10 protein-coding genes and 1 pseudogene are annotated in these 9,353 nt (G+C 59.5%); 10 read left to right on the top strand and 1 reads right to left on the bottom strand.

Features of this window, described 5'->3' with window-relative positions:
* Positions 1 to 725, top strand: a pseudogene (locus FGQ61_RS03290) (IS256-like element ISSlgl1 family transposase); the annotation flags it as partial.
* A gap of 119 nt (positions 726 to 844) precedes the next feature.
* Here the strand turns inward: FGQ61_RS03290 and murB are convergent.
* A complete protein-coding gene (murB, locus tag FGQ61_RS03285; RefSeq protein ID WP_138374555.1) occupies positions 845 to 1,807 on the bottom strand; it encodes a UDP-N-acetylmuramate dehydrogenase in 963 nt (320 codons plus the stop codon).
* Between the two features lie 183 nt (positions 1,808 to 1,990).
* Here murB and FGQ61_RS03280 point away from each other — a divergent pair, with 183 nt between their 5' ends.
* The 9 genes from FGQ61_RS03280 to FGQ61_RS03240 all read left to right on the top strand — a co-directional run.
* Positions 1,991 to 3,019 carry a LacI family DNA-binding transcriptional regulator gene (locus tag FGQ61_RS03280; protein ID WP_006235873.1) on the top strand — a complete coding sequence of 343 codons (1,029 nt, stop codon included), beginning with the start codon at positions 1,991 to 1,993 and terminating at the stop codon, positions 3,017 to 3,019.
* 248 nt (positions 3,020 to 3,267) lie between these two features.
* Positions 3,268 to 3,756 (top strand): hypothetical protein, encoded by a 489-nt coding sequence (locus FGQ61_RS03275; RefSeq protein ID WP_138374554.1) that lies wholly within the window; start codon positions 3,268 to 3,270, stop codon positions 3,754 to 3,756.
* Between the two features lie 38 nt (positions 3,757 to 3,794).
* The gene (locus FGQ61_RS03270; RefSeq protein WP_138374553.1) at positions 3,795 to 4,562 is read left to right on the top strand and encodes a GntR family transcriptional regulator; all 768 of its coding nucleotides are present in this window, start codon (positions 3,795 to 3,797) and stop codon (positions 4,560 to 4,562) included.
* Positions 4,547 to 5,260, top strand: coding sequence for a GntR family transcriptional regulator (locus tag FGQ61_RS03265; protein WP_138374552.1), 714 nt, complete (start codon positions 4,547 to 4,549; stop codon positions 5,258 to 5,260). Before FGQ61_RS03270 ends, FGQ61_RS03265 begins: the two co-directional genes overlap by 16 nt.
* 193 nt (positions 5,261 to 5,453) lie before the next feature.
* Complete coding sequence (locus tag FGQ61_RS03260; RefSeq protein WP_138374551.1) at positions 5,454 to 6,569, top strand: SIS domain-containing protein; 1,116 nt, start codon at positions 5,454 to 5,456, stop codon at positions 6,567 to 6,569.
* A 60-nt stretch (positions 6,570 to 6,629) separates the two neighbouring features.
* Positions 6,630 to 7,691: an SIS domain-containing protein gene (locus tag FGQ61_RS03255; RefSeq protein WP_138374550.1), complete on the top strand. Its 1,062-nt coding sequence runs from the start codon at positions 6,630 to 6,632 to the stop codon at positions 7,689 to 7,691.
* 46 nt (positions 7,692 to 7,737) lie between these two features.
* Entirely contained in the window at positions 7,738 to 8,157 is a 420-nt protein-coding gene (locus FGQ61_RS03250) for a PTS sugar transporter subunit IIA (RefSeq protein WP_138374549.1), read from the top strand.
* A gap of 57 nt (positions 8,158 to 8,214) precedes the next feature.
* Positions 8,215 to 8,697, top strand: coding sequence for a PTS sugar transporter subunit IIB (locus FGQ61_RS03245; RefSeq protein ID WP_099432286.1), 483 nt, complete (start codon positions 8,215 to 8,217; stop codon positions 8,695 to 8,697).
* 58 nt (positions 8,698 to 8,755) lie between these two features.
* Positions 8,756 to 9,353 (top strand): PTS mannose/fructose/sorbose/N-acetylgalactosamine transporter subunit IIC (locus FGQ61_RS03240; RefSeq protein ID WP_138374562.1); only part of this gene is annotated, 598 nt, incomplete at its 3' end.

The raw sequence follows: 9,353 nt of genomic DNA, 5'->3' as shown, positions 1-9,353 counted from the left end.
TCATGGCGCCGATCCCGGCGCCCGACGTGGTCGTCACCGACGGCGGGAGCGGGTTCGCCAAGGCCGTGCGCGAGACCTGGCCGCGCACCAGGGTCCAGAGGTGCACCTTCCATGCCTTCTCGCAGGTCAAGCGCTACACGACGACGCGGCCGAAGCTCCAGGCGGGGCGCGAGCTCTACCTCATCGCGCGCGACCTCATGGGCATCGAGACGCTGCACCAGGCCGAGCTCTGGGTCGAGCGCTACCTCGACTGGTGCGGGTTCTGGGCCGACTTCCTGGAGGACAGGACCGTGGTGGACGGCAGGAGGGTCTACACCCACGAGAGGCTGAGGCGGGCGCGCTCGTCGCTGTCGTCGCTGGTGTCGGCGGGGACGCTGTTCACCTACCTCGACCCCGCCCTGGCCAAGGCCGGCCCGCTGCCGTCGACCAACAACATGATCGAGGGAGGGGTGAACTCGCAGCTGAGGGCCGTCCTGCGCAACCACCGGGGGCTGACGTCGGTCAAGCGCGTGAAGGCGGTGTTCTGGTGGTGCCACGCGCACTCGGGGGACGCGAGGACGGCGCGCGAGAAGCTCGCCGCGATGCCGACCGACGCGGACATCGACTTCCTGTTCAGCGTCTACTCCGCCTCGCCGTCGCGCGAGGACGGAGGGCCGGAGTGGGGCGACAGGGCCGTGTGGGAGGACCTCCACCACAGGGACCCGTACCCGTTCTGGCTGGATTAATGGATGGAAACGGATGTTCTATCGGGACACACATTTTGTCCTATAAGCCTTCGGGGCGCGGCACACCGGACTGGTTGTCTGAATTAAAGAAAGTGAAGGCCCCTTTCGGGGCCTTCTTTTTATAAAAATTCGCCTACTCGGTGGACTTCGGGTTTTAGGTCTACGTTGAATTGGTCTTTGACGGTTGCCTGGATGTGGCGGATGAGTTCGTCGACATCGGCGGCGGTGGCGTGGTCGGCGTTGACGATGAAGCCGCAGTGCTTCTCGCTCACCTGCGCGCCGCCAACGGCGTGTCCTCGCAGGCCGGCATCCATGATGAGTTTGCCGGCAAAGTAACCCTCGGGGCGCTTGAAAGTGGAGCCGGCACTCGGCATGTCGAGCGGCTGCTTGTCCTCGCGGCGCTGGCGGTAGTCGTCCATGTCGGCCTTGATCATCGCGGCGTTGCCCGGGGCGAGATTGAAGGTGGCCGAAAGCACGATAAAGCCGTCATCGGCGATGCGGCTCTTTCGATAACCCAGGTTGAGCTCGTCGACATCGAACTCGATGATATTGCCGCTGCCGCGGGTGCCGTCGTCGAGCTGGCGAGCGGGTTTGTAGACGCGCACGGACTCCAGCACATCGGCCATGCAGGCACCGTAGGCACCGGCGTTCATGTAGCAGGCGCCGCCGACCGATCCGGGGATGCCCGAGATGGGCTCCATGCCGGTGAGGCAGGCCTCGGCTGCCGCGGCTGCGACATCGGAAAGCAGCGCGCCGGCTGCCGCCGTGACGTGCGTGCCGTCGATCGTAATGTCGGAGAGGCCTTCGCCCAACGCCACGACGACGCCGCGGATACCCTTGTCGCCGACGAGTAGGTCGGAGCCGTTGCCCACGATGGTGAGGGGCAGATCGCAGCGATAGCAGGTATCGAGCGTGGCGACGAGGCCCTGCTCGGTATCGGGCGTGACAAAGACGTCGGCCGGGCCGCCGATCTTAAACGTGGTGTGCTCGCGCATGGGCTCGCTCATCAGTACGTTGTCCTCGCCGGCAACGCCAGCAAGCGCGCACAGCAGGTCCTCGTTAAAAAAGTCGTTCTCGTGCATACGAATATCCGCCTTTTGGTGGTCGTTGTCATCAATCGATTGCAATATACCCCACCCGGACGGATTTGGTGCGCTGGCGGCGATAAAACAGCCGTCTACCGGATTGGTAAAGTGTTTATCATCGAGGTAGAGGGGTAGTCGCTATACTTTCAAGAGATTGCGCGTAAACCCGGAAGGAGCGAGATGGCCAACAAAGTCACCCTCAAGCAGATCGCCCAGGAGGTGGGGCTTTCCCCCTCGTCGGTCTCGCTTGTGCTCAATAATCGGCCCTGTCGCATCTCGGAAGAAAACCGCAAGCTCATCAAAGAGGTCGCGGCGCGCAACCACTATGTTCCCAACCAGATCGCGCGCAGCCTGGTCATGCGCGAGTCGCGCACCCTGGGCCTTATCGTCCCTAACATCGAGAGCCGCTTTTTTGCCTCGCTCGCCGGTAGCCTGGAAAAGCGCTGCCGCGAGGACGGCTATGCGCTCTTCATTACCAGCTCGGGCGGAAGCGCCGATGACGATCTGGAGCTGCTGCGCCAGCTGGTGACGCGCGGCGTTGATGGCGTCTTCCTGGTCGTAGGCGACGAGTTCTCCGACGACCGCGCCCTGCGCGAAGAAGTCAGCCATCTGCCTATCCCTGCCGTGATGGTCGATCGTGCCATTGAGGGGCTCGAGTGCGACAAGGTGATGTTCGACCACGAGATGGGTGGCTACATGGCCACTCGCTATCTGATCGAGCAGGGCCACCGTCGCATTGCCTGCTTGGTTAACGCGCGCCGTTCCAATACGGGGCGTAAGCGACTTGCCGGCTATGAGCGCGCGCTGCGCGAGGTTGGCCTGCCTATCGACGCACGTTTGGAGTTTGAGAGCGAGTACTACATTCCGAGTGCCTATGAGGCCTCGGAGGCGGTGCTCGCAACTGATGCCACCGCTGTGTTCGCAAGTTCGGATAACATCGCCCTCGGTCTGCTCAAGCGCTTGCACGAGATGGGGAAGAGCATCCCGGGCGATATCTCGGTGGTGAGCTATGACAACTCGGCGGCCGACGTTCTCTTTGAGCCGGCGCTGACCGCGATTGAGCAGGATCCTGGTGTCCTTGCGGAGCATGCTTTTGGCTGCATGTCCAAGCGTCTTGCCGGTAGGGGCGGCAGGCGTGCCGAAGAGGTCGTCCTGGAGCCGGCGCTTATCGTTAAGGGCAGCGTGCTCGAACTTACCGAATGTAGCTAAACGTACTTGTTTGTTTGCATAGATTGCATGCGGAGCGTCCGCTATTTGCCGGCGGGGCCGGGGCGCCTGCTTTGTTTTGAGAAGTTCGCGAAGCCCACCTCTCAAAACAAAGCAGGCGCCCCGGCCCTCGTCCGTAAGCTCTTCCGCTGGGCGAGCCATAGACGCCGCGCACCGATCTACTAAAGCATGAGCTTGAAATTGGTGCTATATTCGGCTTGAGTTGTTTAATGCTAGTACGGGAGGCTGATATGGGGCTGTTCAAGAAGAAAAACCCGCAGGATGCCTTTGATCCCGATGTGTTTACCATCACGGATACGATTTTGGACCCGCCGCGGTTTACGTTTTTGCCGGCTATCTACCAGGATGCCACGCGTCGCAAGTGGGCCGTGCATCAGCGCGGCGGCGAGCCGAAGATTTTTGACTATGCGGACGTGTTGCAGTGCGAAGTGGCCGAGGCGGGCGATCCGGAGGCCGAGGAAGTGGTCTCAAAACAGGAATTTGCCCAGCGTATCCTGGCAAATCCTGCCAAGGCGGCGAAAATAAACGCTGCCAAGCGTAATATGTGTCTTGGTATGGGCGTTGTTGTGGCGGTTCAGACGGGAAAAGACGAGGTTTCCAAATTAGAGATTCCCGTTATGACCGACGAAGTCAAACGCGATTCAAGTCTATATAAGTCGTATCGGAATGTTGCCGAGAAGATCAAGGCCGAATTTGATGCCATGGGAGGGCTGGTCTAATTTTGGCGGCATACGTTTCTGAATGAGGAGTCTGTGCAATGGCAGGCGAATCTTATGCAATTCCCCCCAAAGATCGTGCTGTTGAGGGAATTCTTTGGTATATCCAGCACCACCAGCTTGCCGGCGGCGATCGCCTGCCGGCCGAGCGCGTGCTGTGCGAAGAGATCGGCGTTTCGCGCACGGCGTTGCGCGCCGGTATCACGCGGCTCATCTCGTGTGGAACGCTCGAGAGCCGTCGCGGATCGGGTACGTATGTGTGCCCTCCCAAGCCGCTGAACATCTTCCAGGAAACGTATAACTTCTCCGATGCTGTGCGGACTGCCGGCCTGCACCCCTCTTCTCGTCTGGTTTCCACCGGGACCATCGAGGCGGATGAGGCACTTGCCGACAAGCTTGGGGTGTCTGTAGGCGCTCCTTTGCTTCGCATGCAGCGCGTTCGACTTATTGAGGGCGAGCCGGCGTCAATCGAGACGGCTCACGTTAACCTGTCCCTGTGCCCATCGCTTATCGAGCACGATTTTGAGTGCGAGAGCCTTTACGATGTCTTGCTCAAAGAAGGTGGCGTGCGTGTTGAGCATGGACGTGAGCATATCTCCATCTCGCGTTTGAACGCCGAAGAGGCCGAGCTGCTCCAGCAAGAAGAGGGAACGCCGGTGTTCTATGAGAGCACGATCGAATTGGATAAGGACATGCGTTTTGTGGAGCATTGCAAATCGGTGATTTTGCCCACAAAGTTCCGCTTTGCCGATAACGGCGAAGAGAACGGCATGAGGAGCGTGGCAGGTGAACAATGGCTGAAACAGTAGATGCCACCCCGGTCTATATGCGCATTCGACGCCGCATCGAGGAGCGTATCGAGCGCGGTATATATCCCACGGGTTCCATGATTCCGTCCGAAAAAGACCTCGCCGAGGAATTTGGTACGACACGCTTGACCATCCGAAGCGCTGTCGATGAGCTGGTTCGGCGCGGGCAGATTCGCCGTGTTCGGGGAAAAGGTGCCTTTGTGGCGCAGAAAGTACCTGCTTTTTTTGAACGCACGGGCGGTTTCCGTGAATCGGTCCGTGCTTCGGGCGGCGAGCCGTCCGTCCGTATTCTCGCGCGTTCCAAGCGTTATGCGGGGCCATACTACGCCGACCTGTTTGGCATCGCCGAGGATGATTTGCTGTATTCGATTCGGCGTTTGAACTGCGTCAACGGCGACCCTGTATCGATTGAGATGGCGTTCATCCCGTGCCTGCTGTTTCCAACCATCGAAGATATTGACGTGTCGGTCTTCAGTTTGTACGAGACCTATGAGATGCTGGGCCGAAAGCCAGTTATGGCACAGGAAAAGCTCGATATCGAAGCGCTGGGCGCGCGAGATGCCGGCCTGCTTGGACTGGAGCAGGGCGATCTTGCCTTGACGCTGGAGTGCGTAAGCTTCGATGCGGGCGGCCAAGCGATCGAGTACGTCAAATCGTTTAACCGCGGTGATGCGGGTGGATATACCTATACGTACTAGCTGGTGTTTTGTGAATAACGCCTGGGAAACTAACTAGTTTTGATCGTTGGGTCAGCTGTATATACAACCTTACAGGGCCCAAAATCGACCGTTCGCCGAAGGGGATAAATTAATCGACAGAGAGGTATCAAAAAGCCGTAACCTGTAACTGTGATTGGTATCAAATACTAATGATTTGTAACGAGGTGAGACGATGAAGATGCTCGATTACGTTCAGCTTGCCCATGTGCGTATGGGGGAGAACCTCGAGCGTTCGTCTGAGCTGGTAGCGCAGCTCGTTGATATTTTCCAGTCCGGTTCTTTTAACGCACTGCGCATCGTTGCTTCGGGTTCGTCGCGCCATGCCGCCGATTGCGCCCGCGATTACCTGCAAGATGCGCTGCAGATGCAGGTGTCCGTTGTGACGCCCGAGGCCTTCGTCGATTTTGAACACACCTATCCGCAGCATGCGCTCAACATCGCCGTCTCGCAGAGTGGCTATTCGACCAATACGATTGCGGCGCTCGATTACATGCGCGCACACGATATGGCTGCAGTTGCGCTCACGGCAAACGTCGAGGCACCCATCAAGGAACACGCTGACATCGTTCTTGACTACGGTGTGGGCGTCGAGTCGGTGGACTTTGTAACTCTGGGCGTCGAGGTTCTCGTTGAGTATCTGGTGCTCTTTGGTATTTACGGCGGTCAGGCGCGCGGAACGGTTGACGCCAAAGGCGTTGCCCAGCGTCTTGACGACCTGCGCGAAGCTATCCAGGCCAATGCCGTGATGTGCAAGACCGCCGAGGAATATGTCCAAGACCACATGCTCGAGCTTTCTGAGCACATGCCCGCCATGGTCGTCGGCAACGGCCCCAACTACGGCGTTGCCGAGGAGGCGGCGCTCAAGCTGAGCGAGACCATCAAGATTCCTGCCATGCATCACGAGGGCGAGGAGTTCGTTCACGGTCCCGAGATGCAGATCGTTCCGGGCTATCTGGTGTTTATCGTTGACGATCCGCAGGGGTCGGAGCGTCTTGCGAATATCGCCGATGCGCTATCGAACGTTACGACAAAAACGGTGCTGCTCACGGCCCATCCCAGGGGTAGGGCTCACGAGGTTGCGGTGCCTCAGGTGGCTCCGCTGCTCAGCGCAATTCCCAATCTTGTGTTCTTCCAGACGATTGCGGCAATGATCGCCGAGCGTCTGAAGTCATGGGACGTGCACCCGTATCTCGATGCCGTCTCCAAGCAAATGGAGGTCAAGGCAGAGGGCTACGAAGAGTCAGTCAATGCGCTTAAGGCCAAAGCGGCCGAGTGTTACGGAATGTAAGCGGGTTTTGATGCCCGTTGGCATGGGGGATGTGGAAACAACCCCAGAAAGGAGAGACAAATGAAGGAAACCGAGAAGATCGAGATCATGCATTTCGACCAGGAGGGCTATCTCGAGGACGGTAAGGCGCTCTACGAGACCGGCAAGAAGATGACCGCGCTCGCCGACAAGGTCGCCGACGAGGGCTACGACGCCGTGTTCCTGATGGGCGTCGGCGGCACCTGGGACGAGCTCATGCAGCTCGAGTACCTCATGAACAAGTTCGGCGACCGCGACCTCGAGGTCTACCTGATCCACGCCGCCGAGTGGAACGCCATGGGCCACAAGCGCATGACCGAGAAGTCCGTCGTGCTCACCGCCTCCGAGTCCGGCACCACCCCCGAGGTCCTCGAGGCCGTCAAGAAGATGAAGGACATGGGCGTGCGCGTCTACGCCATGACCAAGCCCGAGGGCCCCATCGGCCAGGCTGTGGGTGCCGAGAACTGCGTCGCCATGGCTTCTGACCATGGTTCGGGCGGCTGCGAGAAGGGCTACTACCTCGCCGACTGCTTCGGCCTGCGCCTGCTCAACCGCCGTGGCTGCTTCCCCAAGTTTGATCTGTTTATCGAGCAGACCAAGGACATCTGGAAGGACATGCTCGACATCCGCAAGCGCTTCGAGCCGCGCGCCGAGGAGCTCGCCAAGAAGTACGCCCTGGCCCCCTACACCATGTTCATCGGCTCGGGCGCCCTGTGGGGCGAGACGATCCTGTTCTCGATGTGCATCCTGGAGGAGATGCAGTGGAAGCGCACCCGCTACATCACCTCGGCCGACTTCTTCCACGGCACCCTCGAGCTCGTGGAGCCCGGCGTCCCGGTCTTCCTGTTCATGGGCGAGGACGAGAACCGCAAGCTCGACGAGCGCGTCCGCGCCTTCCTCAACCGCGGCGTGACCGGCGACACCGACATCAACATCATCGACACCGCCGAGTTCGCGATCCCCGGCCTTGACGATGAGTTCCGCGTCATCGTCTCCCCGTGGATTCTGACGGTGCTCGTGACCGACCGCCTGGCTCGCTACTACGAGACGGTCACCAAGCACAACCTCAAGTATCGTCGCTACTATCACCAGTTCGACTACTAAAGAAAACGGGTGCGGGAACGTGCCGGGCTATTGAGAGGAACACAGAATGAGACAGTACATCATCGCCAGCCATGCGCACTTCGCTACCGGCATCAAGGAGAGCGTCGAGCTGCTCTCGGGCGCTCGCGACAACGTCCACGATCTTTCGATGTTCGTCGATGGCCGCATGGACGTGGCCGAGGAGGCCCAAAAACTGCTGGCAGGCATGTCTGCTGACGATGATGTCGTTGTCTGCACCGACCTCTTTGGCGGCAGCGTCAACAACGAGTTCACCAAGATTGTCCAGACGCGTCCCCGCACGTACCTCGTTACCAACATGAACCTTCCTCTGCTCATCCAGCTGCTGTTCTCTGACGAGTCGGCGCCGGTTGAGGAGACGATTCGCGCCATCGTCGCTGCGGACGATACGCGCGTGAAGTTTGTCAACGATCTTTTGGTCGATGGCGACGAGGAAGAAGAGTTCTAATCCGCAGCACCTACTGACACGCCGTAAGACGGCACAAGACCTTTGGGGGGTCACATTATGATTCAGCTACTTCGCGTTGACCATCGCCTGCTTCATGGCCAGGTCGCAGTTTCCTGGGTTCAGGGCCTTGGCTCCAACTGCATCTTCTGCGTGGGCGATAAGGTTGCTAACGACCCGGTGTGGAAGACGACGCTCAAGATGGGCAAGCCTGCCGGCTGCAAGCTCGTCATCAAAGATATGGAGCATGCAATCGAAGCTATCAACTCGGGCGTGACCGACAAGTACAAGATGATCATCTGTGTCGCCACTATTGCTGAGGCAAAGCAGCTTGTTGAGGGCTGCCCGCAGATCAAGTCGGTCAACCTGGGCAACACCAAGCCAAAGGACGAGAAGCGTCCCGATGCTCGTCAGGTCTCTCGTCAGATCTTCCTGACTGCGGCCGAGGAAGCCGATGTGCGCGAGATGCTGGATCGTGGCGTCGAGGTCGAGATTCGACCCCTGGCCGACGACCCCAAGGTCGACTGCGCCAGCGTGCTCTAGGCGTTCAATTTCGAAGAGTCTGAGCTCTTCGTAGTGTCCTATTAGGAAAGGGGGATATATGCTTACCCAAGCAATCCTCATCGGACTTATCGCCGCATTTGGTAAGTTCGACTGCCAGCTCGGTACGCTCTATGCGTTCCGCCCCATCGCCCTGTGCCCGCTCGTGGGCCTGGTGCTGGGGGACCTGCAGTCCGGCCTCGCGATCGGTGCGAGTCTGGAGCTGCTGTTCATGGGCTCGATCTCCATCGGCGCCTACGTGCCGCCTGATGAGACGATCGGCGGCGTGCTCGCCTGCGCCTTCGCTATCCAGCTGGGCCAGAGCACCGAGGCAGCCATCGCGCTTGCCATGCCCATCGCCACGCTGTGCCTTGCCATCAAGAACATCCTTAACGCCGCCCTGCCGATCCTGGTCGACCGCGCTGATGTTTTCTCTGCCCAGGGCAACCTTAAGGGTGTCTATGCGATGCACTTCCTGATCGGTTTGACCGGTATCATCATGGCGTTCCTGCTGTGCTCGCTGTCGTTCTATCTGGGTGCTGACGCCATCCAGGGCATGCTCGACTTCATCCCGCCCTTTGTCCTTGCTGGCTTTGGCGTTGCAGCCAACATCCTGCCTGCCATGGGCTTCGCCATGCTCGGCCGCCTGGTGCTCACCA

The sequence above is a fragment of the Collinsella aerofaciens genome (assembly GCF_005844325.1).
GTDB lineage: Bacteria > Actinomycetota > Coriobacteriia > Coriobacteriales > Coriobacteriaceae > Collinsella > Collinsella aerofaciens_G.
Note: the sequence above shows the minus strand (reverse complement) of the source record. Positions and strands in the feature narration are given on the sequence as shown.